Here is a 23,259-nt window from a genome sequence, read left to right on the forward strand (position 1 = left end):
GGGCGGGGCGTCGGAGTCAGACCGCGGAGCGGATCGAACCGACCTCGCGACCGCCGCCCAGGATCGACAGCGAGAGCTGCGCCACGGTGTCGTCGACCGCCGCGGCGGTGAGAGCCCCGACCCTCTCGAGCAGGCGCAGCGCGACGACATGTCCGGCGCGATTCGAGCCGTCGAGCATCTTGAGGGCGACCGTGGTGCCGTCGGGGGCGGTCATGACCTGCACGCCCTCGGCGCCCATCTTCGAGAAGACCCCGAGGCGTTCGATGACGATCGTGTCGGGCCGGCCGGGGCCGTCGATGGTCCACGGGTGCTCGCGCACGGCGCGCACGAGGGTTCCGGCGCTGCGGTGCAGAGCGAAAGGGGAGCGCTCCGACGACGTCGCGATGCGCTGGATGGCCCGCGCGAGACCGACGAGGCTCATGGCGTAGACGGGGGCTCCGCAGCCGTCGATCGCCGTCGTGGTCATGCGCTCACCCACAAGACGTTCGATGACCTCGCGGATGTGCGCCTGCAGCGGGTGCTGCGGATCGAGGTAGTCGCCCGTGCTCCAGCCGTTCGCCACGCAGGTCAGCAGCATCGCGGCGTGCTTGCCCGAGCAGTTCATGCGCAGCGGCGAGGGCGCGGCGTGATCACGCACCATCTCGTCGCGTGACGCGGTGTCAGTGGGCCAGGCCGCCGGGCACCCGAGGTCATCTTCGGTGAGGCCGGCGGACTGCAGGATGCCGCGAGCCACCTCGGCGTGGCGCTCGGTGCCCGCGTGGCTCGCCATCGAGATCGCGAGACGCTCGTCGGCGAGCTCGGCGCCCGCCGAGAGACACGCCAGCGCCTGCAGGGGCTTCATGCTCGAGCGGGGGAGGAAGAGCGCGCTCGCATCGCCGAGGGTCAGCTTCTCGGACCCGTCGGGGGCGAGGACAACGGCGACGCCGTAGTGGCGGGATTCGACGAAATCGTTGCGGTCGACGACAGCGAGTTCGACGGAGGCGGGGGGCGTAGCGGGCATCCGTCCATCGTATCGCGGGGGCCCGCTCCCGATCCGGTCACCGACGCGGCCGACGGACACGGAAAGGGGTCATCGGCTGCCGTCCCGCACCGGGCACCGAAGAGGACGGGCGTCGTTCACCGGAGCGACCGCTCCCGGACCCGCGTCCGGCGGGGGCGCTCCCTACAGTCGGGTCGCCCGCTCTCGCGGGCCGCTCCCCACAGCCCCCTCAGCCACGCGTCCCGCCACCCCGGCGGGTGCCCGTTGCTCCTCGCGCCGACGTGCGCGCGTCGGGGGAGCGCTCGCACCCGGAAGGACCCGCCTCTCATGACCCCCACCCGATCGCGACTGCTCCGCGCGGCCGCGACCCTCGTGGCCGCCGCGAGCCTGTTGGCATCCGCCCCTCCCGCCCTCGCCGCCACCGAAACGCCCGTTTCCGCGTCGGCCGTCGGCGCCGCGCAGCTCGTACTCGTCGAAAGTGTTCACGCGAGCGGCAAGGTGCTCCAGATCGGGGCGGGGGACGCTCAGGTCTCGAGCGCGCCCGGCTCGACCACTCCGGCGGTGGCATCGATCTCGTCGATGGCGCAAGCCGACCCTCGGACGCTGTCCGCCCAGGCGCTTCGCCTGTACCCGGTCGTCGGTTCGGCGCGCACATTCCTCATCGCCGATCAGAAGGACCGCGTCCTCACCCGCTCGCGCAACGACCAGGACGCTTTCCGCTACCTGCAGACGGCCGATGTCGCCGACGCCGCGACCGACCCCTACGCCCAGTGGGAGCTGCGCGACGCGGGCAACGGGGCCGTGAACCTCGTCAACGTGCAGCGCGAGCGCGAGGGCAGGGAATCGGCTCTCGACCTCTACAACTGGAAGACGGCCGACGGCTCCGAGGTGCAGACCTACACTCTCAACGCTTCCGCCGCGGTGCAGCAGTGGCGCGTGCATGCTCTCACCCCGACCGTGACCTCTCCCTCGCTCGTCACCACGCCGGGTGTGCTCCCGACCCTGCCGAGCTCACTCAGCGGCCGCTACGGCTGGGGCCGCACGGTGACGCTGTCGCCCATCACCTGGGCGCTGCCGGCCGCGACGACCTGGCTGACGCCCGGAGCGGTCTCGGTGACCGGAACGGCGAAGGGCTTCTTCGGTGAAGACGTGGCTCTCACGGCATCCGTCGCCGTCGGCGCCCTCTCGGACGCCGCGGACTCCGCGCTCACCACCTACGCGGGCGCCACCGTCGCCGAGGTCGCCATGCGGGCCCCGGCCACGGTGCAGCGTCGTATCGGCGACACCGGGCAGACCCTGACCGCTCCCGTGCGCTGGGACTTCGCGGGTGTGACGGATGCCGCGTTCTCGACGCCCGGAACGGTGAAGGTCCCGGCGGTCTCGGGGCTCGGATTCTCAGCCACGCTCGTGGTCACGGTCTCGGCCGCGCAGCAGATGAACGTGCTCCGGCAGTCGGGTGTGCACCCCGACTGGTCGTTCAAGGACTCCACGACCTTCGCCCTCACCGACGGGAACCGCACCGCCACCGGCTTCGCCGACTGGCGCTCGGGGGGCGCGGCGAACCGCGTGAACCCCAACCGCGTGACCTTCTACCTCGACCAGCCGCGGCAGATCTCGAGCGTGAACGTGTACGACATCGGCGGCAAGCAGAACATCGGCTCGGTGACCGTGCAGTACCGCACCACACGCGGCGGGTGGGCGAACCTTCCCTCCGCCACCGCCTGGCCCGCCGCCAACACCTCGGCCGACCTGCGTCTCGAGGTCACCGCCTCGCGTCCCGTCCTGGCCACGGGTCTTCGCGTGCTGGTGAAGAACAAGACCTCGTCCACCTGGATGACCCTGTCCGAGATCGAGGGCTTCGGGCCCCAGCTCACCCCCGCCTCCTGATCGACCACCCTGACATGAGAAGAGATATGTTCCCTCGTCTACGCCGCTCGGTACGCGGCCTCTCGGCCGGACTGGTCGTCGGCGCGCTCGCCGTCTCGAGCCTCGCCTTCGGCGGCGCGTCGATCGCCGTCGCCGCCTCGGGCACGTCCACCGGCACCACCTCGGGCACGAATCCCTCCGACACGGTCTCGAGCGCGCCCACGACCGCCTCGACGACGAGCACCACGGGGACCACCGGCTCCGCGGCGACCGGGTCCGCGGCATCCGGAACCTCCTCCGCGACGGGACGCTCGAGCTTCTTGCTGCCGGTGCTGCCCGACACGCAGTTCTACTCGCGGTACAGCGCCTCGCAGTTCGTCCCGCAGTACGGGACGAACCCCTTCGAGGTCCAGACCCAGTGGGTCGTCGACAACAAGAAGGCGCTCAACATCCCGTTCACCATGCAGCTCGGCGACGTCGTCGATCAGCAGGGCAAGAGCGATCAGTGGAGCGCCGCGAGCAAGGCGATGAAGATCCTCGAGGACGGCAAAGTGCCCTACTCGGTGATCCCCGGCAACCACGACGTGGCCGACCAGGGCGCCCGCTCGTCGGAGGGCAACGCCTCGAACTACCTCGCCGCCTTCGGGGCATCCACGCTGCAGCGCCAGGGCGGTTCGACCCTGCTCGGCACGTTCCAGAACGGGTACTCCTCGGCGTACCGTTTCTCGGCCGAGGGGCATGACTGGGTCGTGCTGTCGCTCGGCTGGAACGCCTCCGACGACACCTTCGCCTGGGCGCAGGGGATCCTCGACGCGAACAAGGGCGTGCCCGTGATCCTGTCATCGCACGCGATCATCGGCGTCGACCAGGACCAGGTGTCACCGACGAGCTGGTGGTACGGCGACCTGCTGTGGGAAAAGCTCATCCGCAAGAACGATCAGATCGTCCTGACGCTCAACGGGCACTTCCACGGCGCCACCATGCGCACGCTCACGAACGACTTCGGGCATCCCGTCCACGAGGTGCTGACGGACTATCAGATGGCGGCCGACGGCGGCAACGGCATCATGACGCTGTTCGAGTTCGACCTGTCGGGTGGGAGCATCGACGTCTCGACGATCTCGCCCTGGGTCGGCAAGAAGCACGCCAACTCGCGGACGTCGACCGACGCCCCCGTGCTCACCGGGACATGGCAGCAGTTCTCGCTCGCGATGGACTTCGGATCCCGTTTCGGATGGGGTGCGCCCTCGGCGGCCCAGGCGGACGGTCCCGACCTCACCGCCGCCGCGAAGGCCATCGTGTCGCAGGGGTGGACCGGGTCGTCGACCGGCGAGAAGCTCGTCGCCGCCGGTGACGCGTCGGACTACTTCGCGGTACCCGGAACGGTGGCGCACTGGCGGTTCGGCGACGTCAAGGAGGGCGTCCTCGACGAGAACACCGTCGTGCCCGACATCGCAGGGTCCAGCCCGATGTACCGCCTGCCACTGGACCAGACCGACGCCCCCGACGAACTCGACGACGTCGCGGTGACCCACAAGAACGTTCCTTTCTACTCGGCGGACCCGGGCGCGGTGTGCTTCAGCGACGTGCACCGCAACAGCACGGGACCCGACAACCTCGCGTTCCTCACGACCGAGTACGGTGCGCAGGCGACCTCGGCGCACCTCAGCGCGGAGTCGGGGTACACCCTCGAGACCTTCCTGCAGATGGATGCGAACTGGACCGAGGCCGCGAACCGATGGGGCGCCGCGATCAGTCGGGGCGGCGCGCGCAACTGGATCGGGATCAACGACACCTCCGACGAGGGGGCCGGTGCGGCCTGGCTGGGCATCTCGAACCTGCGCGAATATCAGTTCTCGGCGGCCGACACGGTCTCGAAGAACTCGTACACGCTCTGGTCGGGCGAGATCATGCCGGGCAGCTGGCACCACGTCGCGATCGTGAACGACCCAGCCGCGGGAACCGTGATCATGTACGTCGACGGCGTGCCGGTGCTGCGCAACGCCTCGGGCGTCGGCGGGATGATGGCCGCAGACCTGATGCCGTGGGTGATCGGCGCCTCGCTGTGGAACACCGAGCCCGAGCACGGCTGGTACGGCTGCGTGGGCGAGACCCGCATCGTCGACCACGCTCTGCAGCGCGAGCAGTTCCTCTTCCGGCGTGCCGACCTCGACGCCACCGCCGCGGCCTTCGCCGTGACCACGCCGCTGTCGGGCGTGCAGGCCTCGAACGCGACGGTTTCGGCGCTCGAGGGACGCGGGGTCGCGGGGGCGCAGGTGACGGTGCGGGTCGACGGGGCGGACGCCGGCCGTGCCGCCGTGGGAGCCGACGGCACCTGGCGTCTCGCGCTGAAGACGCCGATCGCCGGCGTCGGAGCGCACGCGGTGAGCTTCGCCCAGTCCATCGGGACCCGGGCTGGCTCGGCGCTCGAGATGACGGTCACCATGGGAGTGGATGCCGCCTGGTCTCCGGATGGCGAGCAGTTGGCTGCCGGCAAGGACGGCGCCATCACGGTGACGCCGAGCACCTTCCGAGCCGGCGACACGGTCTCGGTGAACGTGCCCGCGGGTCTCGACGGGAAGGCGCTTTACGGGTTCCTCTTCTCGCAGCCCACGGGTCTGGGCACCGCGACCGTCGCGAACCGGTCGATCTCGCTCGTCGTCCCGGCGAGCGTCGCTCCGGGCGAGCACCGTCTCGCCGTCTACACGGCGACCGGCGAGCTGCTGGGCTGGGCGCGCGTCACGGTCGCCCCTCCCGTCGCGGCGGTCGATCCGGGTGACGGCGCCGGCGGCTCCGCGACCGGGGGTGTCGCCACGTCGAATGCGGGCTCCCAGCTCGGCAACGCGCGTCGCGGCGACCTCGCCGCCACCGGCGTCGCCTCGGGCGCGCTGGCCGCGCTGTCGGGTGCCGCTCTGTTGCTCGCGGGCCTCGGACTGGTGCTTCGCCGCCGGCGCCGACACGCCTGAGCACGGCCGCAGGGCCCCCGTCCGGTTCGTCCGGACGGGGGCCCTCGTCGTTCGGGGAGCGTCCTGCGTCGTCGTCCTCGAGATTTCCGGCGCCCTCCGGTCCGGCGACGGGCAGACTGGGTGACATGAACGGAGAGCACCACTACCGCCTGCGCTCGACCTGGACCGGCGACCTCGGCACGGGAACGAGCGGCTATCGCGACTACGAGCGGGCCGTGACCCTCGAGGTCGACGGAAAGCCCGCCATCGCGGCATCCGCCGACAAGCCCTTCCGCGGCGACCCCGCCAAGTGGAACCCCGAAGAACTGCTGATCGCGGCGTTGAGCGAGTGCCACCTGCTGTCGTACCTCTACGCGTGCGTGAAGGTGGGCGTCGTGGTCACCGGTTACGAGGACGACGCCTCGGGCACCCTGCAGGAGGACGGCAACGGCGGGGGAGCGTTCACCGAGGTCGTGCTGCGCCCGCGCGTCCGCGTGGCGGACGAGTCGATGATCGAGGCGGCGCGCGCGGCCCACCGCCCGGCGCGCGAGTGGTGCTTCATCGCCAACTCGGTCAACTTCCCGGTTCGGCACGAGCCCGAGGTGACCGCGGACTGAGCGCGCCGCGTCGCGCGTACGGGGAGCATGCGGCGGCGTCGTACAGTGAGCGCATGCCGCTCGAACCCGCCCTGCGCCGTCTCGACCGGATCGCCGGAGGCCGCCAGGCCGATCATCGCGTTCCCGTCTCCGCCGATCCGAAGGTCCGCCGGGCGTTCCGTGCGATCACCCTCTTGCTTGCGGCCGGTTTCGTCCTCGGCGTGGCCACGGTCGTCATCGCCCTGGTGATGACCGCGAACGGCGACGACGTCGGCTTCGCGGTCTGGATGCGCTGTCTCGTGGTGCTGGCGATCACGACGACCCTGTTCTACTTCCTCTGGCGCGCCCGCGCGGGGTGGTACTGGGCGTTCCGCCGCCTTCAGCTGTTCAGCCGGATCTTCCCGGTCATCGCGCTCGTGCTCGCGGCGATCCCGGGGCTCTACCCGTTCTGGGTGGTCACCGAGCAGATCCTCTTCGCGATCCTCCTCATCGGCGTCTCGGACTACCTTCAGTCCGACGCCGTCCGGGCGGCGTACCCCAAGCCGCAGCGGTGAGTTTTCGGCATCCGGATGCCGGGAACCCGGTGTCCCGCGAACGACGCGCCCCGCGAACGACGCACCCCCGCCGGCGCGAGGCCGACGGGGGTGCGTTCGTGAGGAGCGGGATCAGCGCACGTCGTCGTCGATCCAGTCCATCGACTTGGTGACGGCCTTCTTCCACAGGCGCAGCTCGCGCTCGCGCTCGCCGTCGTCCATGTTGGGCTCCCAGCGCTTGTCTTCCTGCCAGTTGGCGCGCAGGTCGTCGAGGTTGTCCCAGAAGCCGACCGCGAGGCCCGCGGCGTACGCGGCACCCAGGGCGGTGGTCTCGGCGACGACCGGGCGCACCACGGGTACGCCGAGGATGTCCGCCTGGAACTGCATGAGAGCGTCGTTGGCGGTCATGCCGCCGTCGACCTTGAGCTCGGCCAGGTCGACGCCGGAGTCGGCGTTGACGGCGTCGAGCACCTCGCGCGACTGGAAGGCGGTCGCCTCGAGGGCGGCACGGGCGATGTGGCCGCGGTTGACGTAGCGCGTCATGCCGACGATCGCGCCGCGGGCGTCGGGACGCCAGTAGGGCGCGAACAGGCCCGAGAACGCCGGGACGAAGTACACGCCGCCGTTGTCGTCCACGCTCTCGGCCAGCTTCTCGACCTCGGGGGCCGAGGAGATGATGCCGAGCTGATCGCGCAGCCACTGGATGAGCGAGCCGGTGACGGCGATCGATCCCTCGAGCGCGTAGCGGGCGGGCTGGTCGCCGAGCTTGTAGCCCAGCGTCGTGAGCAGACCGTTCTTCGAGTGGACGATCTCTTCGCCCGTCTGGAAGATGAGGAAGTTGCCCGTGCCGTAGGTGTTCTTGCTCTCACCCGGGTCGAAGGCCGCCTGGCCGAAGGTCGCGGCCTGCTGGTCGCCCAGGATGCCGGCGATCGGCGTCTCGCGCAGCAGCGACGAGGACTCGACGGTGCCGTAGACCTCGGAGGAGGAGCGGATCTCGGGGAGCATCGAGGCCGGCACGCCGAAGTCGGCGAGGATGTCCTCGCGCCACGACAGCGTCTCGAGGTCCATGAACAGCGTGCGGCTGGCGTTGGTGACGTCGGTCGCGTGCACGCCGCCGTCGATGCCGCCGGTCAGGTTCCACAGCACCCAGGTGTCGGTCGTGCCGAAGAGCAGGTCTCCGGCTTCGGCCTTCTCGCGGGCTCCGTCGACGTTCTCGAGGATCCAGACGATCTTGGTGCCCGAGAAGTAGGTCGCCAGCGGCAGACCGACGATGCTCTTGTAGCGCTCGGGGTCGCCGTCGGCGAGACGGTCGACGATGGACTGCGTCCGCGTGTCCTGCCAGACGATGGCGTTGTAGACGGGCTTGCCGGTGTTCTTGTCCCAGACCACCGCGGTCTCGCGCTGGTTGGTGATGCCGACGGCGGCGATGTCGTGGCGGGTGATGTCGGCGCGGCTGAGGGCCAGGCCGATCACCTCCTGGGTGTTGCGCCAGATCTCGGCGGGGTCGTGCTCGACCCATCCCGCGCGCGGGAAGATCTGCTCGTGCTCCTTCTGTCCGACGGAGACGACGCTCCCGGACTTGTCGAAGATCATCGCGCGCGTCGAGGTCGTGCCCTGGTCGATGGCGAGGACGTAGTCGGCCATGGATGGACTCCTTTGTCTGAATTCAGTGAACGGGTGAAGAGGTGGAGAAGGTGGGCGGGAGCGCCGGGCGACGCCCCCGCGGAGGTGTTACTTGCCGAGGCCGAGGAGCACGGGGGCCAGCAGACCCGCGAGCAGACCACCGACGAGGGGACCGGCGACCGGAACCCAGGCGTAGCCCCAGTCGCTCGAACCCTTGCCCTTGATGGGGAGGATCGCGTGGGCGATGCGGGGGCCGAGGTCACGGGCCGGGTTGATCGCGTAGCCGGTGGGGCCGCCGAGGGAGGCGCCGATACCGACCACGAGCAGCGCCACGGGGACGGCCGCGAGGCCGCCGATGCCGCCGGGGACGCCGATGTCGGCTACGCCGTAGTCACCGAAGCCGAAGATCACGAACACCAGGACGAAGGTGGCGATGACCTCGGTGAGGAAGTTGAAGCCGTACGACCGGATCGCGGGACCGGTCGAGAACACGCCGAGCTTGGCGGCGGGGTCGGGCTCGTCGTCGAAGTGCTGCTTGTACGACGCCCAGGCGAGGACGGCGCCGATGATGGCACCGACCATCTGCGCGGCCACGGCCACGAGGAACTGGACGAAGGCGATCTTGCCGGCGACCAGGAGGCCGATCGAGACGGCGGGGTTCAGCTGAGCGCCGGAGTACGCGGAGACGATGACACCGGCGAAGACCGCCAGGCCCCAACCCCAGTTGACCATCAGGGTGCCGCCGGCGTTGCCCTTGGTCTTGGCGAGGGCCACGTTGGCGACCACGCCACAGCCCAACAGGATGAGCATCGCGGTGCCGACGACCTCCGAGAGGAAGTACAGCCCCAGGTTCACTTCTTGCATGTCGTCATCGACCTTTCTTTCGTCACCCGGACACCTTCGGCTCGGGCGGTAGTGCGGCTCGGTGCTCCGAACCTACGGCTCACGTGCGGGCGCGCAACAGGTGGCGCGCCCGCACGTTCTCTCAGATTCGGGCCACTCCGGCCTGTGCCAGGTCGACACGGTGGGCGGAGCGGAGAATCTCAGTAGTACGGGCCACTTCTTCGTCGACGCGCGCGGAGTCCCAACCGAGGGGCTCGGCGACCGCCTCGGCGACCTCCTGCAGGGTGCGCTCGGTCATGCCGCCGACGAACGCCAGGTGCGTGCGGCGCAGCAGCACGTCGATCAGGTGCACGACCTGCTCGTTCTCGGCGATGAACGCGAGCTCCTCGCGGAAGTACCCGGCCGCGTCGGGAACCGGCGTCGGCTCGGCGGGCAGGGCGGCGAGGATCGCGTCGGCACGGGTGCCGTAGCGCTCCAGCATCGCCTCGACGAGCTCCGCGGAGTGCGCATTCGTGCGCGCGGCGATCCAGCGGCGACGCTGCTCGGGCGTGGCGGGGAAGCCGGCTCCGCCGCCGATGGGCAGGCCCTGGGTGCTGACGCGGTGGGGGCGACGCAGCTTCTGCAGGGTCTTCATGCTGAGGTGCTCGGCGAGGGCGCGGAAGGTGGTCCACTTGCCGCCGACGAGGCTCATGGCGGGGACGCCCGCGACCTCGTCCTCGACGATGCGGTAGTCGCGGGAGACGAAGCCGGGGGCGGTGTCGTCGTGGCGGGGGAGCGGGCGGATACCCGAGAACGTGTAGACGATCTGCGAGCGGTCCACGCCGATGGTGGGGAAGACGTGTCCGATGAGGTCGAAGAAGTACTCGATCTCGTCGTCGGTGCACACGACCGGCTTCGAGGGATCGGCGTCGATGTCGGTCGTGCCGACCAGGACGCGGTCCTTCAGGGGGTAGATGAGGACGATGCGGCCGTCCGAGTGCTCGAAGAAGATCTCACGACCACCGGTGGCGGCGAGCAGCTCGGGGTTGTCGAGCACGATGTGCGAGCCCTTGGTGCCGCCCATGAAGGTCGTGTCGAGGCCCATCGCCTGGTTGGCCAGGTCGGTCCAGGGTCCGGCCGTGTTGAGGACGACCTTCGCCTTGACGCTGAACTCCTCGCCCGACACCTCGTCGCGCACGCGCACGCCGTTCGCGTCGGCGCCGACGGCCGAGACGTAGTTGACGGCCTGGGTGCGGCCCGCGCCGGCCTCGATGCCGTCGCGCAGCACGTCGAGGGCGATGCGCTCGGGGTCGTGCATCGAGGCGTCGAAGTAGGTCGCGGTGTAGGCGAGGTCGGGGTTGAGCTTCGGAAGCTCGGACAGCGACTTCTTCTTGCCGAGGAAGGTGTGGCGGGGGACGGATCCGCCGTCGCGCGAGAAGGTGTCGTACATGATCAGGCCGACCTTGATGAGCAGCGCGCCGCGCTCATTGGGCTTGCCGCGACCGTGCGTCACGAGAAGACGGAAGGGTGCCGACAGGATGCCGGAGAACGTCTTGTAGATCGGGATCGTCGTCTCGAGCGGCTTGACGTAGTGGGGAGCGGTCTTGAGCAGGTCATTTCGCTCGGTGACCGCTTCTTTGACGAGGCGGAACTCGCCGTTCTCGAGGTAGCGGATGCCGCCGTGCACCATGTGGCTGGAGGCCGAGGAGGCACCGGAGACGAAGTCGCCACGTTCGACGAGGGCGACGCTGACGCCCTGGAGGGCGAGGTCGCGGAGGGTGGCAAGGCCGTTGATGCCCCCTCCGATGATGAGGACGTCGAGGTTCTCGGCGTCGCGGAGCGCCTGGACGTCGGCGCGGAGCGGAGTAGCGGGGGACGACATGTCGACTGCGACCTTTCGTTGTTGGTACGACGATCACAATGCGCTTGTCTGCACGTTGTTGCAAGCCCCTTGAACAAACGTGCAGAATAGTGTTCATGAAGGTAACCGGACGGTGGTGACGCAGGCCGAGGAGCGCTCCCGTGACGCCCTGCGCGCGGCGCAGCTCTACTACATGCAGGACCTCACGATGGATGCCATCGCGCACGAGATGAGGGTCTCGCGCTCATCGGTGTCGCGTCTGCTGCAGCACGCCCGCGACGTCGGCCTCGTCACGATCTCGATCAGCCCGCCCGACGACGCCCGAGGGCAGATGGCCCAGCGGATCGCCGATCGCTTCGGCATCACGGCGCACGTCGTGCCCACGCCCCCGCGCACCTCCGAGGCCGAGCGGCTCGAGCGCACGGCGTTGACCGCCGCGCGCATCCTGGCGGAGCGCGTCGAGTCGTCGATGACGATCGGGGTGGCCTGGGGGTCGACCCTCTCGGCCGTGGCCCGCCACGTCCCCCAGAAGGACGTCCACGACACCCACATCGTGCAGATGAACGGTGCGGCCAACGTGCGCACCTCGGGCATCCCGTACGCGGGCGAGATCCTGTCGAAGTTCGGCGCGGCCTGGTCGTCGTCCGTGCACCAATTCCCGGTGCCCGCGCTGTTCGACGACCCCCTCACCAAGCAGTCGATGTGGCGGGAGCGCTCGGTGCGTTCGGTGCTCGAGATCCAGCAGCGCGTCGGCCTGTTCGTCTTCGGGCTCGGCTCCCCGCACGCCGACGTGCCCTCGCACGTCTACAGCGGCGACTACTTCGACGAGCGCGACCGCGCGGTCATCGAGCGCGAGGGCGTGGTCGGCGACTGCGCCACCGTGTTCTACCGCGCCGACGGCTCGAGCGACATCCCCGAGCTCAACGCCCGCTCGAGCGGGCCGGACCTCGACACCGTGCGGCGCATTCCCCGTCGTTTCTGCGTGGTGTCGAGCCTGTCCAAGCTCGACGGCCTGCGCGGCGCCCTGGCCGCCGATCTCGTCACCGAGCTGGTGGTCGAGGAGTCCCTCGCGCGCCGCCTGCTCAGCGTCACGCGCTGACGCGTTCGGTCGCCCCCGTCATCTCTCGCCGAACCCGTCGGCGATGAGGGCGTGCAGCTCGTCGAGCGCTGCTCGCGCCTCGGGACCCGAGGCGCTCACGCGGACGCGCGCACCCTGCCGCACGCCCAGAGCCATGAGAGCGAGCAGGCTCCGCCCCGACACCTCGTCGGATCCGGTCTCGAGGTCGGCGATGCGCACCTCGGCATCGTGGCGCGAGGCGGCCTTGACGAAGGTCGCGGCCGGACGCGCGTGCAGGCCCGAGGGATTGGTCACGACGGCCTCGAACGACAGCGACTGATCCTCCGACGCCTTCTCCGCCGCCTGCGGAATGGATGCCGACTCTTCGGCGTCGTCGCCCAGCTGACGCGCCTTCGCCCCCGCGGCGGTGGCGCACTCCCGTGAAACGGTCTCGAGGTCCGCTCCGCCCGCGGCGGTCACCACGGCCGCCACGAGACCCTCCACGAAGGGGGCGGGGCTCAAGCGCACGCGGTCCGGCACCGCGACGAACTCGAGGGCCGTCTCGGCGCTGAGGATCGCGGACCCGAGGTCCATCAGGACGAGGACGCCGTCCCCGGAGTCCGCCTCGTCGATCGCGGCGGCGATGGCCACGGCATCCGTTCCGAGATCGTCGTCGGGGCCGCCGGCCGCGACGCGGACGTCGGGCGGATTCGCCCCGCCCATCTGCAGGGCCAGATGCACCGCGGCCTCGGCGAGGGCGCGGGAGTGCGAGACGGTGACGATCCCGATCACGCGGCTCCCGCCAGGGTGTCGCGCAGGGCTTCGAGCAGCAGGGTCGCCGAGGTGGCGCCGGGATCGAGGTGTCCGGCGCTGCGCTCGCCGAGGTAGCTCGCCCGGCCCTTGCGCGCGACCAGCGGCTCGGTCGCATCGCGCCCACGGGCCGCGGCGTCGGCGGCGGCGCGAGCGGCTTCAGCCAGGCCCTCGGCGGCCGCGGCGTCCCACGCGTCCAGGGCGGGGGAAAGGGCGTCGATCATCGTCTTGTCGCCCAGCTCGGCCTTGCCGCGGGCGACGACCCCCTCGACCCCGGCGCGCAGCGCGGCGCCGAGGGTCGCGGCATCCACCTCCGTCTCGGTGCCCAGCGCGGGGCCCATGCGCAGGAAGAGCGTGCCGTACAGCGGACCGCTCGCTCCGCCGACCGATGAGACGAGGGTCATGCCGACTGTCTTGAACAGATCGGAGGGGCTCGCGGGAGCGGGATCGAGCTTGGCGACGACCGCATCGAGACCGCGCGCCATGTTCGACCCGTGGTCGGCGTCGCCGATCTCGGAGTCGAGGCGCGTCAACTCGTCCTTGTGCGCGTGGACGGCGTCGCGGAACGCGCGGACCCATGCGACGAGGTCGTCGGTCGAGACCGCCCCGCTCATGCGCCCCACCGCAGGCCCGGGGTCACGACGGGCGCATCCCACAGGCGCAGCATCTCGTCGTCGGCCTTCACGACGGTCAACGACGCCCCGGCCATGTCGAGGCTCGTGATGTAGTCGCCGATCAGAACGCGCTGGACGTCGACGCCGGCCCCGGCCAGCAGCGGCGCGATCTCTCCGTACAACAGGTACTGCTCGATCAGCGGGGTGCCGCCCAGGCCCGACAACAGCACGATCGCCGGTCCCACGGGCTCGCCGAAATCGTGCACGATCGGGTCGACCATGAGCTTGGCGATCTCTCGAGCGGATGCCAGCTTCACGCGCGAGCGACCGGGTTCGCCGTGGATGCCGACACCGACCTCCATCTCGTCGTCGGGGAGCTCGAAGGTGGGGCGGCCCGCGGCGGGGACGGTGCAGCTCGTGAGAGCCACGCCCATCGACCGGCCGGCGGCCGAGACGCGACGCGCGAGCTCGGCGACCGCCGCGAGATCGGCCCCTTCTTCGGCGAAGGCGCCGACGATCTTCTCGAGGATGACGGTGGTGCCCGTTCCGCGGCGACCCGCGGTCCAGGTCGAGTCGGTCACGGCGACGTCATCGGCCACGACGACCGATTCCACCTGCACGCCCTCGGCCGCGGCGAGCTCCGCCGCCATCTCGAAGTTGAGGACGTCTCCGGTGTAGTTCTTCACGATGTGCAGCACACCGGCACCCGAGTCGACCGCCTGCGTGGCGGCGAGCACCTGGTCGGGAGTGGGGGAGGTGAAGACCTCTCCTGCGGCCGCGGCATCGAGCATGCCCCGCCCGACGAAACCGCCGTGCATCGGCTCGTGCCCCGATCCACCGCCGGACACCAGCGCGACCTTGCCCGACCGCGTCGGCTCCGCGCGCAGGATGACCCGGTTCTCGGCATCCACCCGCACGTCCGGATGGGCGACCTGGATGCCGCGGAGGGCCTCGGCCAAGACGTCGGCGGGGTCGTTGACGAACTTCTTCACGGTGCCTCCTCGTTGTGGCGACGACGGTTCGGGCCGTCGGTTTCGACCCTGCTCGCAGGTCGCCGTTCCGTCAAGGAGGAAAAGCCGGTAAGACGCGGGCGCTCAGAGCCGCTCGTGGGGGAGGACCTGCTTGATGCGCTCGATCGGGTTCTGCGCCGGGGCCTCGTTGTAGGCGTTCGCGAGCTCCTGCTCGCTCAGGGCGTGGATCGCGGCCATGATCTCGTCGGTGGCGCCACGGCGCGCGCGGCCCGAGGAAGCGGCCCCGTGCGGGGAGAGATCGAGGGGGGCGCCGAAACGCACCGTGATGCGCTCCTTGGTCGTGGGGATCTTCGCGCCCACCGGCATGACCTTGTCGGTGCCGATGAGACCCACCGGCACGACCGGAGCTCCGGTCTGCAGGGCGAGGAAGGCGACCCCGGTCCGGCCCTTGTACAGGCGACCGTCGAGCGAACGCGTGCCCTCGGGGTAGAGCGCGACGGCGCGGCCGTCCTCGAGTAGGGCGCGCTGTTGGTCGAGGGCCTCGAGCGCCTTCTGGCCCGCGCCGCGCTCGACCGGGATGGCGCCGATCGCCGTGAAGAACTGACGCGACGCCCACTTCTCGAAGTAGGCCGACTTCGCCATGAAGTGCACCGGGCGGGGAGCGGCGACCGGGATGGCGATGGAATCGATGAACGACAGGTGGTTGCTCGCGAAGATGACGGGGCCGATGCGCGGGACGTTCTCGCGCCCCTCGATGCGCGGGCGGTACACGGCACGCGCCAGGGGGGCGATGAGGAGACGTCCGAGACGGTAGGTCGCGCCCATCTGCTCCGGCACGGTCACGGGGGTCTCGGCGGGCAGGTCGGAACTCACCCGTCGAGGCTACTCGCCGCCGCATGCCCGGGCGTGCATGGTGCGCGCGTGTACACGACGAACGCGCGCGAGCGAGGACGCGCACCGGCCTCCCAGCCGCGGCAAAGACGAATGCGCGAGGATGGGGTCTTCCTGTCTTGCTTCGAGAGGTCACCCGTGCGCTTCCGCCCGATCGCTTCCCTGTCCGTCGTCGCCGCCGCGGCCCTGCTGCTGGCCGGATGCTCCGGTTCCCCCGACGAGGCGTCGACGCCCGACGCGAGCGGCTCGGCCGACGCGGGACAGTGCCAGAGCGCGCTCGCCGACGCCCCGGCCCCCGACGGTCTCGTCGTGTCGGGAGACTTCCAGTCGAAGGTCAGCGTCACCCTCCCCGACGGGTACAACCCCACCGCCCTGCAGCGCACGACCCTCGTCGAGGGCACGGGCCAGCAGGTGAAGGCCGGCGACGTCCTCAAGGCGAACTTCACGCTGATCGACACCGCCTCCGGCGCCGTCCAGCTCCAGACGCTCGACACCGAGCCGAACGGCATGGACACGCTCATCTCTTCGCAGCAGATCTTCGGCGCCGCCCTCGAGTGCGCCCCCCTCGGGTCGCGCACCGTCTCGTCGTTCCCCGCCGGCACGCTCGGCGAGGGCTCGCCCGCCTTCGTGCTCGTCGCCGACTCCCTCTCCGAGCTGCCGACCCGCGCCGAGGGCACCGAGGTCCCTCCCGTCGACGGCATGCCCGCGGTGACGTTCGACGACAACGGCGCCCCCACCACCACGACGAACGCCGACGGCAAGCAGATGCTGCCCCAGCCGACGGCTCCGGCGCCCACCGAGGTCCGCATCGAGAACCTGCGCCAGGGCGCGGGCGAGGTCGTGAACCCGGGCGATCAGGTGATCGTGCAGTACACGGGCGCGCTCTACGACAGCGGTCAGGTCTTCGACTCCAGCTGGCAGCGCGGGGCCCCGGCCCAGTTCGTGACCAACCAGGTCGTCGACGGGTTCCGCCAGGCGCTCGAGGGGCAGACGGTCGGCTCGCAGGTCGTCGTCGTCATCCCGCCCGCCGCGGGCTACGGCGACAAGGCCCAGGGCGACATCCCCGCGAACTCGACCCTGTTCTTCGTCGTCGACATCCTCGGGGTCCAGCACGCCGACATGGCGGGCTAAGTAGGCTGAGGGAATGCGCCGCGTCCTCATCCTCGGTTCCACCGGTTCGATCGGCACGCAGGCGCTCGACGTCATCGCGAACAACGCCGACCGATTCGAGGTCGTCGGACTCGCCGCCGGCACCGATCGCGCCGGCGTCGAGTCCCAGGCCGCGGCCTTCGGCGTCGAGCACACGGCCCTCGGCGCGGTCGAGGCGGAGCAGCTCGTCCGCGACGTCGAGGCCGACGTGGTGCTCAACGGCATCACCGGATCGGTCGGACTCGGCCCCACGATCGCCGCGCTCGAAACGGGACGCACCCTCGCGCTCGCCAACAAGGAGTCGTTGATCGTCGGCGGCGACCTCGTCACCGCCCTCGCCGCGCCGGGGCAGATCGTGCCCGTCGACTCCGAGCACTCGGCGATCGCGCAGGCGCTACGATCCGGTCACGCCGGCGAGGTGCGTCGGCTCGTGCTCACGGCATCCGGAGGCCCTTTCCGTGGGCGCTCGCGGGACGAGCTGCAGAACGTCACCCCCGCCGAAGCCCTCGCTCACCCGACGTGGGACATGGGGCGCGTCGTCACGACGAACTCGGCCACCCTCGTCAACAAGGGCCTCGAGGTGATCGAAGCGCACCTGCTCTTCGACGTGCCGTACGACCGCATCGCCGTGACCGTCCACCCGCAGTCGATCGTGCACTCCATGGTGGAGTTCGTCGACGGCTCGACCATCGCCCAGGCGTCGCCGCCCGACATGCGGCTCCCCATCTCGTTGGGGCTCGACTGGCCGAACCGGATCTCGGGTGTCGGCGCCCCGCTCGACTGGACCCGCGCCTCGGAGTGGACATTCGAGCCGCTCGACGAGAAGGCCTTCGGCTCGGTGGCCCTCGCGAAAGAGGTCGGACGGGCCGGGGCGACCTACCCCGCCGTCTTCAACGCCGCCAACGAACAGGCCGTCGACGCGTTCCACGAGGGACGGTTGGGTTTCCTCGAGATCGTCGAACTGATCGAACGCGTGGTCGATCGCCACGAGCCGCCCACGACGCTCACCCGCGAGTCCCTCGCCGAGGCCGAGGCCTGGGCGCGTCGCACGGCAGACGCGCTTATCGCCGCGCGCTGAGGCGGGCCGGGCGGCGGGTTCGACGAGCTCAGCCCCCTCGTGATGGGAGAGGTCCCCGAGCCTGTGGAAGGGGCCCGCGCGTGCGCTGACCCCGGCGGGCTCGGCCCTCGTAGGGGAAGGTCCCCGAGGGGGTCAAGCCCTGCGGCTCACCGTCCTCGGCTGGAGGGCCCCTGAGCCGGGCCAGGGGGACGGGATGCCGCGTTACCCGCGCCTCAGGCCGGGAACTCCACCGGGCGCTCGGGGTCGGACGACGGGGTGCTGTCGGTCGGGTAGGGCACGGGCCACTGCGGGTCGGGCACGGGCCATCCGGCCGCGCGCAGGGCGCGACGCGACAGCTCGCGCGCCGAGTAGGGCGTGCGCACCCCGCGGATGTCGCGGTAGTCCTGGTGACCGGGGCCGGCCCAGAGGATCGCGTCGCCCTCGCCGACGAGCTTCACGGCCTCGAGGATCGCGCGCTCGGGCGGGGTGAACTCGAGGATCTCGGCATCCGGTCGCGCTCGACGCGCCCCCTCGACGAGGACCTCGCGGATCGTGTCGGGGTTCTCGTGACGGGGGTGGTGGTCGGTGACGACGAGGATGTCGCTGCCCTCGACCGCCGTGCGGCCCATGTCGTGGCGTTTAGTGGCGTCGCGGTCGCCGTCGGCGCCGAACACCATGACGACCTTGCCCGGGGTCACCCGGCGGACCGCGGCGAGCGTCTTCTCGAACGCGTCGGGGGAGTGACCGAAGTCGACGTAGACCGCGGGGCCCTCGGCCCCCGAGACGAGCTGCGTGCGGCCGGGCAGCGAGGCCTCGATGTGCGAGCCGTCGAGAGTGCTGTAGAGGTGGTCCCAGGTGTATCCGACCTCGAGGAGCATGACGATCGCGAGACCGGCGTTGGCGGCCATGTGGCGGCCGATCACCGGGACGACGGTGGTCAACGAGCGACCCTTGCCGTCGCTCAGGGTGAACTCGGTGCCCTCCTGGCGTTCGTCGACGATGTCGACGGTCCAATCGGCGGATGCCGCGGCGGCGGCGTCTTCGCTGATGGCGGGGGTCGCGATGGTCACGACCGGGATCTCCGCGCGAGCGGCGATCTCGGCGCCGGGCGCCGAATCGAGGCAGACGACACCGCGGCGGGCGCGGTCGGGGCGGAAGAGGGGGAGCTTCGCCTCGAAGTACTCGCGCATGTCCGCGTAGTCGTCGAGGTGGTCGTGCGTGAGGTTGGTGAACCCCGCGACGTCGAACACCAGTCCGTCGACGCGGTGACGGGTCAGCGCCTGGGCGCTCACCTCGACCGCGACCGCCTGCACGCCGCGTTCGCGCATGAGCGCGAGGAGGGCGTGGAACTCGGAGGCTTCGGGGGTGGTCAGGCGCGAGACGATGACCTCGCCCGCGATGTGCCGCTCGGCGGTGGACGACAGCCCGGTCACGACGCCGAGCTGGTCGAGGATCCCCTCGAGCAGGTGCGAGACGCTGGTCTTGCCGTTGGTGCCCGTGGTGGCCAGCAGCTGGGGGAGCTGGTCGTCGGGACCGGTGCCGTAGACCCACGCAGAGAGCTCGCCGAGGAGCGCGCGGGGATCGTCTACGACGACGATCGGAAGACCCGCGGGACCGGCGATCTCGGCGCCCGCGGCGTCGGTGATGACGGCGACCGCACCGCGTGCGGCGGCGGTGGGCGCGAACTCCGCACCGTGCCGGTTGACGCCGCGGATGGCGACGAAGGCCTCTCCGGCGCGCAGGTCGGCGGTGGCCAGCGTGATGCCGGTGAGAGTCGTGCCGTCGACGTCTCCGACGGTGCGCACGCCGTAGCGTCGGCCGAGTTCGGCGAGGTCGCGTCGCGGCGGGTTCTCCGGTCGGAGGACGGGCGGCAGGTTCGAGAAGGCGTCGGAGGGCATCGAGACCATTCTCTCATCCGGTGTCGCACAGGCACCGCATCGCAGCCGCACGGGCGGTTCAAAGGCGTCCGACGGTATCGTCGGCGGGTGACTGCGATCGCGTTCCTCATCGGCGTCATCGTGCTCGTGCTCGGCTTGGCCGTCTCGATCGCGCTGCACGAAGTCGGGCATCTGCTGCCCGCCAAGCTCTTCGGCGTGCGCGTCGGCCAGTACATGATCGGCTTCGGCCCGACGCTCTGGTCCAAGCGGATCGGCGAGACGGAGTACGGCTTCAAGGCCCTGCCGCTGGGCGGCTTCATCTCGATGGCGGGCATGTACCCGCCGGCTCCCGACGACGCCAAGCCCGGCACCAAGCGCTCGCGCTTCTTCGCGACGATGATCCAGGACGCCCGCGACGCCAACGCCGAGACCCTCATCGCCTCCGACGATCGCGTGTTCTACAAACTGCCCGTCTACAAGCGGATCATCGTGATGCTCGGCGGCCCCGTGATGAACCTCGTCCTCGCCGTCGTGCTCTTCGCGATCGCCCTCAGCGGCATCGGCATCCAGCAGGGCACGACGACCGTCGCCTCCGTCTCGCAGTGCGTCATCCCCGCGAGCCAGAACCGCACCGACTGCACCCCCAGCGATCCCGTCGCCCCCGCGGCCGCCGCGGGCATTCAGCCCGGGGACAAGTTCGTCTCGATCGACGGCACGCCGGTGTCGACGTTCGCCGAGGCCGCGGCGATCATCCAGCGCTCGCCCGGCCAGCAGCTGTCGGTGGTCATCGACCGTGACGGCGCGCAGCGCACCGTGCAGTTCACCCCCGCGACCACCGACAAGGCCGTCACCGATGCGAACGGCCGGCCCGTCGTCGACGCGTCGGGTGCGACCGAGTATCAGACGGTCGGTTTCGCCGGGATCAGCCCGCAGAGCGCCCTCGTCCGCCAGCCGATCGGGACGAGCCTTCAGGCGACGGGCCAGTACATCGGCTCGGTCGCGCAGATCGTGTCGCAGTTCCCCGTCCGCATCTACGAGGTCGCCGTCGACACCCTCAGCGGCCAGCCCCGCGACGCGAACAGCCCCATGAGCGTGGTGGGGGCGGGCCGTCTCGCGGGCGACATCGCCGCCGTGGACGCGCCGATCCTCGACCGCGTGCAGGTGATGATCTCCCTGCTGGGCGGGTTGAACGTCGCCCTCTTCGTCTTCAACCTCATCCCGCTGCTCCCGCTCGACGGCGGCCATGTCGTGGTCGCGCTGTGGGACGGCATCAAGAGGCAGATCGCGCGCCTGCGCGGCAAAGTCGCCCGGCCGGTGGATGCCACGAAGCTCGTGCCCGTGACGTTCGTCGTCGTGGTGCTTCTGGTCGCGACCGGCGGTGTGCTGTTCCTCGCGGACATCTTCAACCCGGTGCAGTTGCTCTAGCCGCGGCGGATCGGCTCGCCCGTCGGCCGTGCTCTGCATGACGTGCCGTCCTCGGCGGGCGGGGCGGGGCGTCCTGGGCTCCGGATCGGATAGGCGTCTCCTGGCGTCGCAGCGCGGCGGAACCGGCCGACGGCCCCGGGACTCCGGAGCCGGGCACGCGGTCGCGCCCGACGGCCCCGGGACTCCCGAGCCCGGCACGCGGTCGCGCCCTCCCGGCTCTCCGGCGAGCCGCACCGTGCTCAGAGCGCGTGGGCGATCAAGCGCTCCAGCGTGCGCATGCCGTCGCGCGACAGGATCGACTCGAGGTGACCCTGCACGCTCGCGAATCCGGGCCCGCGCAGGGCGTAGACGTCGCCGGTCACCGGGTCGGCCGCGACGTCGATCTCGAAGTCGGTGACGGGTGCGCCCGGGCCGTAGAAGATCCCCCGTCGGTCGCCCGGATTCACCCGCGCGGTGAAGGTGTTGTAGAACCCGATCGAGGCGTCCTCGCCGAAGACGTCGACGCTCTTCTGGAGACCCTGGTGGGGCCGATCGAGCGGCATGAGCTCGATGCCGAGCGAGTCGGCCAGGATCTGGTGGCTCAGGCACACAGCGAGAAGCGGATCGCGACGCGCGGTGCGGCGCCCGACGACGTGACGCATCACGCTCATCCGGGGGCTGTCGTCGCGCGGGTCGCCGGGCCCGGGACCTGAGACGACCAGGTCGGCGGCGTCGATCTCGTCGTCCGTCGCCTCCGACCACGGCACGATGCGGGTGTCCAGGCCCAGGTGGCGCAGCTGATGCGCGAGCATCGTGGTGAAGCGGTCCTCGGCATCCACCACCAGCGCCGTACGGCCTGCGAAGGGGCCCGATCCGTCGGGGTCCTGCGGGTTCATCCAGAACGGTGCGAGACGGTCGTTGCGCGAGGTCAGCAGTTCGGCAATCGCGGGGTCTTCGGCCAACGGCCGGCGGGCCGCGGCCGGAGCGTCGGGGTCGGCGCCGGCCGGAACGGCGGGAGCGTCCCGCGGGATCGCTCCGATGGCGCCGAGCACGCCCGCCGCCTTTCCGTGGGTCTCGCCCACCTCGCCGTCGGGATCGGAGTGGCGCACGAGGGTCGCGCCCACGGGGACGCGCAGTCGCCCGTCGACCAGGTACGCCGTGCGGATGAGGATCGGCGCGTCGAGGTCGTGCGTGGGGCCCTCGGTCGAGCCGTTCGGGGTGAACAGCGCCGCGACACCGGAGTAGTACCCGCGGGGGACGGTCTCGTGGCGGGCGATCACCGTGCACGCGTTCTGCATGGGCGAGCCGGTCACGGTGGGGGCGAACATCGTCTCGCGCAGGATGTCGCGGGGGTCGAGGTCGCTCGAGCCGCGCAGCATGTACTCGGTGTGCGTGAGCCGTGACATCTCTTTGAGGTGCGGCCCGGTGATCCGACCGCCGTCGCTGCAGACGGCGCTCATCATCTTCAGCTCTTCGTCGACGACCATGAAGAGCTCTTCGGTCTCCTTGGTCGAGCGCAGGAACTCCGCGAGGGTCTCGGCGGTCGCGCCGCCGGCGGGGTGGCGGAAGGTGCCCGAGATGGGGTTCATCGTGACGACGCCGTCCTTGGCGCTCACATGCGCCTCGGGGCTCGCGCCCACCGCGATGTGATCGTCGGTGACGACAGCGAACGTCCAGTACGCGCCCTTCTCGTGCTCGAGCAGCGCGCGGAACCACGTCAGAGCGGCGATCCGGGGGTCGACGTCGACGCCGGCGACGAAGTCGCGACGGATCACGAAGTTCGCCCCCTCGCCGCGGCCGATCTCGTCGGCGATCACGCGGCGCACGATGCGGGCGTAGTCCTCGTCGCTGATGTCGAAGCCGGCGTCCGCCAACGGCACGGGGGAGGAGGGGAGGGATGCCATGGCCTCGGCCCGCGGCAGGGACACGCGGTCGCCGATCACCAGACAGCGCAGCGGGGCCCCGTCGTCGTGGCAGACGAAGCCGCGCTCGCGCACCTGTCGGTACGGGACGAGCGCGAGCACCTCGCGGGCGACGCCGTCGGCATCCGTCAACGGGATGTCGGCGAGGAGCTCGACGTCGACGACGTCTCCGGTGAGGACCTCGACGGTCGCCCCGTCACGGGCGATGAGGGCGAAGGGGGCGGAACCTGCGGCGAGGTCCGAGAGCAGGGGAGAGGGGTCGAGCCCGGTCATCGAGATGTC

The 23,259-nt window shown here is 70.8% G+C and carries 18 protein-coding genes; 8 read left to right on the forward strand and 10 right to left on the reverse strand.

The genetic code is table 11. From position 1 onward, the window contains the following. Positions 1–16 precede the first annotated feature (16 nt). Positions 17–1,000 carry an asparaginase gene (locus BLS25_RS01615; RefSeq protein WP_056227154.1) on the reverse strand — a complete coding sequence of 328 codons (984 nt, stop codon included), beginning with the start codon at positions 998–1,000 and terminating at the stop codon, positions 17–19. A 306-nt stretch (positions 1,001–1,306) separates the two neighbouring features. Here BLS25_RS01615 and BLS25_RS01620 point away from each other — a divergent pair, with 306 nt between their 5' ends. From BLS25_RS01620 to BLS25_RS01635, 4 genes are all read left to right on the forward strand, one after another. Continuing rightward, entirely contained in the window at positions 1,307–2,866 is a 1,560-nt protein-coding gene (locus BLS25_RS01620) for an RICIN domain-containing protein (RefSeq protein WP_074694197.1), read from the forward strand. Between the two features lie 26 nt (positions 2,867–2,892). Further along, positions 2,893–5,811: a LamG-like jellyroll fold domain-containing protein gene (locus BLS25_RS01625; RefSeq protein WP_074694198.1), complete on the forward strand. Its 2,919-nt coding sequence runs from the start codon at positions 2,893–2,895 to the stop codon at positions 5,809–5,811. Between the two features lie 125 nt (positions 5,812–5,936). Then, complete coding sequence (locus BLS25_RS01630; RefSeq protein ID WP_056227158.1) at positions 5,937–6,407, forward strand: OsmC family protein; 471 nt, start codon at positions 5,937–5,939, stop codon at positions 6,405–6,407. A gap of 53 nt (positions 6,408–6,460) precedes the next feature. After that, positions 6,461–6,940, forward strand: coding sequence for a hypothetical protein (locus tag BLS25_RS01635; protein WP_056227163.1), 480 nt, complete (start codon positions 6,461–6,463; stop codon positions 6,938–6,940). A 111-nt stretch (positions 6,941–7,051) separates the two neighbouring features. On the opposite strand, the gene glpK is transcribed toward BLS25_RS01635, so the two are convergent. From glpK to BLS25_RS01650, 3 genes are all read right to left on the reverse strand, one after another. Beyond that, positions 7,052–8,563 carry a glycerol kinase GlpK gene (gene glpK / locus BLS25_RS01640; protein WP_074694199.1) on the reverse strand — a complete coding sequence of 504 codons (1,512 nt, stop codon included), beginning with the start codon at positions 8,561–8,563 and terminating at the stop codon, positions 7,052–7,054. Positions 8,564–8,650: 87 nt separating this feature from the next. Continuing rightward, positions 8,651–9,406, reverse strand: coding sequence for an MIP/aquaporin family protein (locus BLS25_RS01645; RefSeq protein WP_074694200.1), 756 nt, complete (start codon positions 9,404–9,406; stop codon positions 8,651–8,653). A gap of 121 nt (positions 9,407–9,527) precedes the next feature. Next, complete coding sequence (locus BLS25_RS01650) at positions 9,528–11,246, reverse strand: glycerol-3-phosphate dehydrogenase/oxidase (RefSeq protein WP_056227172.1); 1,719 nt, start codon at positions 11,244–11,246, stop codon at positions 9,528–9,530. A gap of 112 nt (positions 11,247–11,358) precedes the next feature. Between BLS25_RS01650 and BLS25_RS01655 the strand changes: the two genes are divergently transcribed. Then, positions 11,359–12,324: a sugar-binding transcriptional regulator gene (locus BLS25_RS01655; protein ID WP_056227175.1), complete on the forward strand. Its 966-nt coding sequence runs from the start codon at positions 11,359–11,361 to the stop codon at positions 12,322–12,324. 18 nt (positions 12,325–12,342) lie between these two features. Here the strand turns inward: BLS25_RS01655 and dhaM are convergent, their stop codons facing one another. The 4 genes from dhaM to BLS25_RS01675 form a co-directional block, all read right to left on the reverse strand. After that, the gene (gene dhaM, locus BLS25_RS01660; protein WP_074694201.1) at positions 12,343–13,074 is read right to left on the reverse strand and encodes a dihydroxyacetone kinase phosphoryl donor subunit DhaM; all 732 of its coding nucleotides are present in this window, start codon (positions 13,072–13,074) and stop codon (positions 12,343–12,345) included. Beyond that, positions 13,071–13,706, reverse strand: a complete 636-nt coding sequence (gene dhaL, locus BLS25_RS01665) for a dihydroxyacetone kinase subunit DhaL (protein ID WP_056228459.1) — start codon at positions 13,704–13,706, stop codon at positions 13,071–13,073. The genes dhaM and dhaL overlap by 4 nt, the downstream gene beginning before the upstream one ends. After that, positions 13,703–14,698: a dihydroxyacetone kinase subunit DhaK gene (dhaK, locus tag BLS25_RS01670; RefSeq protein WP_056227181.1), complete on the reverse strand. Its 996-nt coding sequence runs from the start codon at positions 14,696–14,698 to the stop codon at positions 13,703–13,705. The genes dhaL and dhaK overlap by 4 nt, the downstream gene beginning before the upstream one ends. A 102-nt stretch (positions 14,699–14,800) precedes the next feature. After that, complete coding sequence (locus tag BLS25_RS01675) at positions 14,801–15,502, reverse strand: lysophospholipid acyltransferase family protein (protein ID WP_143017802.1); 702 nt, start codon at positions 15,500–15,502, stop codon at positions 14,801–14,803. Positions 15,503–15,706: 204 nt separating this feature from the next. Here BLS25_RS01675 and BLS25_RS01680 point away from each other — a divergent pair, with 204 nt between their 5' ends. Continuing rightward, positions 15,707–16,699, forward strand: a complete 993-nt coding sequence (locus BLS25_RS01680) for an FKBP-type peptidyl-prolyl cis-trans isomerase (RefSeq protein WP_056227188.1) — start codon at positions 15,707–15,709, stop codon at positions 16,697–16,699. A gap of 13 nt (positions 16,700–16,712) precedes the next feature. Beyond that, on the forward strand, positions 16,713–17,795 hold the full coding sequence (gene dxr, locus BLS25_RS01685; RefSeq protein WP_074694202.1) for a 1-deoxy-D-xylulose-5-phosphate reductoisomerase: 1,083 nt from the start codon (positions 16,713–16,715) through the stop codon (positions 17,793–17,795). 212 nt (positions 17,796–18,007) lie between these two features. On the opposite strand, the gene BLS25_RS01690 is transcribed toward dxr, so the two are convergent. Next, the gene (locus BLS25_RS01690; RefSeq protein ID WP_074694408.1) at positions 18,008–19,672 is read right to left on the reverse strand and encodes a Mur ligase family protein; all 1,665 of its coding nucleotides are present in this window, start codon (positions 19,670–19,672) and stop codon (positions 18,008–18,010) included. Positions 19,673–19,759: 87 nt separating this feature from the next. On the opposite strand from BLS25_RS01690, the gene BLS25_RS01695 reads away from it, so the two are divergent. Then, positions 19,760–21,076, forward strand: a complete 1,317-nt coding sequence (locus BLS25_RS01695) for a M50 family metallopeptidase (RefSeq protein ID WP_074694203.1) — start codon at positions 19,760–19,762, stop codon at positions 21,074–21,076. Between the two features lie 239 nt (positions 21,077–21,315). Here the strand turns inward: BLS25_RS01695 and BLS25_RS01700 are convergent, their stop codons facing one another. Further along, positions 21,316–23,250, reverse strand: coding sequence for an anthranilate synthase family protein (locus BLS25_RS01700; RefSeq protein WP_074694204.1), 1,935 nt, complete (start codon positions 23,248–23,250; stop codon positions 21,316–21,318). Positions 23,251–23,259: the final 9 nt, after the last annotated feature.

Source organism: Microbacterium testaceum StLB037 (assembly GCF_900104345.1).
GTDB classification, from domain to species: Bacteria; Actinomycetota; Actinomycetes; order Actinomycetales; family Microbacteriaceae; genus Microbacterium; species Microbacterium testaceum_A.

What these genes read in the sequence shown, in the direction of transcription:
- BLS25_RS01645 (WP_074694200.1), bottom strand. Translation starts at nt 9,406, where the DNA reads ATGCAAGAAGTGAACCTGGGGCTGTACTTCCTCTCGGAGGTCGTCGGC.
- BLS25_RS01625 (WP_074694198.1), top strand. Translation starts at nt 2,893, where the DNA reads ATGTTCCCTCGTCTACGCCGCTCGGTACGCGGCCTCTCGGCCGGACTG.
- glpK (WP_074694199.1), bottom strand. Translation starts at nt 8,563, where the DNA reads ATGGCCGACTACGTCCTCGCCATCGACCAGGGCACGACCTCGACGCGC.
- BLS25_RS01630 (WP_056227158.1), top strand. Translation starts at nt 5,937, where the DNA reads ATGAACGGAGAGCACCACTACCGCCTGCGCTCGACCTGGACCGGCGAC.
- dxr (WP_074694202.1), top strand. Translation starts at nt 16,713, where the DNA reads ATGCGCCGCGTCCTCATCCTCGGTTCCACCGGTTCGATCGGCACGCAG.
- BLS25_RS01635 (WP_056227163.1), top strand. Translation starts at nt 6,461, where the DNA reads ATGCCGCTCGAACCCGCCCTGCGCCGTCTCGACCGGATCGCCGGAGGC.
- BLS25_RS01620 (WP_074694197.1), top strand. Translation starts at nt 1,307, where the DNA reads ATGACCCCCACCCGATCGCGACTGCTCCGCGCGGCCGCGACCCTCGTG.
- BLS25_RS01650 (WP_056227172.1), bottom strand. Translation starts at nt 11,246, where the DNA reads ATGTCGTCCCCCGCTACTCCGCTCCGCGCCGACGTCCAGGCGCTCCGC.
- BLS25_RS01690 (WP_074694408.1), bottom strand. Translation starts at nt 19,672, where the DNA reads ATGCCCTCCGACGCCTTCTCGAACCTGCCGCCCGTCCTCCGACCGGAG.
- dhaL (WP_056228459.1), bottom strand. Translation starts at nt 13,706, where the DNA reads ATGAGCGGGGCGGTCTCGACCGACGACCTCGTCGCATGGGTCCGCGCG.
- BLS25_RS01615 (WP_056227154.1), bottom strand. Translation starts at nt 1,000, where the DNA reads ATGCCCGCTACGCCCCCCGCCTCCGTCGAACTCGCTGTCGTCGACCGC.
- BLS25_RS01700 (WP_074694204.1), bottom strand. Translation starts at nt 23,250, where the DNA reads ATGACCGGGCTCGACCCCTCTCCCCTGCTCTCGGACCTCGCCGCAGGT.
- BLS25_RS01675 (WP_143017802.1), bottom strand. Translation starts at nt 15,502, where the DNA reads ATGGGCGCGACCTACCGTCTCGGACGTCTCCTCATCGCCCCCCTGGCG.